The sequence below is a fragment of the Vibrio sp. Vb1980 genome (genome assembly GCF_033338615.1).
Taxonomy (GTDB): Bacteria; Pseudomonadota; Gammaproteobacteria; order Enterobacterales; family Vibrionaceae; genus Vibrio; species Vibrio alginolyticus.
In genome coordinates this window covers 1-557 of the sequence record NZ_JAWOSZ010000149.1, presented here as the reverse complement: position 1 = coordinate 557, position 557 = coordinate 1, and the positions used below count along the sequence as shown (strand labels likewise).

Here is a 557-nt window from a genome sequence, read left to right as displayed (position 1 = left end):
TTACCGTCATTGATACGAATGCGTACAGCGCTGATGAAGTGAAACAACGTCTTATCAACGAAAACATCGATTTTGTTGTCGGCCCGCTGCAAAAAGAAAATGTCGAACTATTGCAAACCACAATGGATGGTTCAGCAAACAGTCCAGCCATTCCCGCACTGGCGTTGAATATTCCTGAAGATGTTCAGCCAGGTACCGACATTTGCTACCTAGCGTTGTCACCAGAGCAAGAAGTGGCTCAAGCTGCAAAATACTTGTTTAGCGAAGGCTATAGCTTCCCGCTGATCCTAGCGCCAAAAGGCAGCTACGGTGAGCGTGTCGTGCAAGCTTTCAATGAAGAATGGAGCAAGTACAGCTCAAACAAAGTCGCAACAAGCTACTTTGGTGATAAGCGCCAGCTACAAAAAGACATTAACGACGTCTTTGGATTACAAGAGAGCAAACAGCGTATCGCACAGATGCAATCGCTCATGCGCATTAAGCTGGAAACACAGCCACGCAGTCGTCGTGATGTGGACGCAGTTTACATTGTCGCTCGTAGCTCTGAACTAACACTT

The 557-nt window shown here is 46.9% G+C and carries 1 protein-coding gene; it reads left to right on the top strand.

Annotation, left to right across the window (positions count from 1 at the left end; all coding sequences use genetic code 11):
* Positions 1 to 557 (top strand): penicillin-binding protein activator (locus R7F64_RS24230; protein WP_318072197.1); only part of this gene is annotated, 557 nt, incomplete at both ends.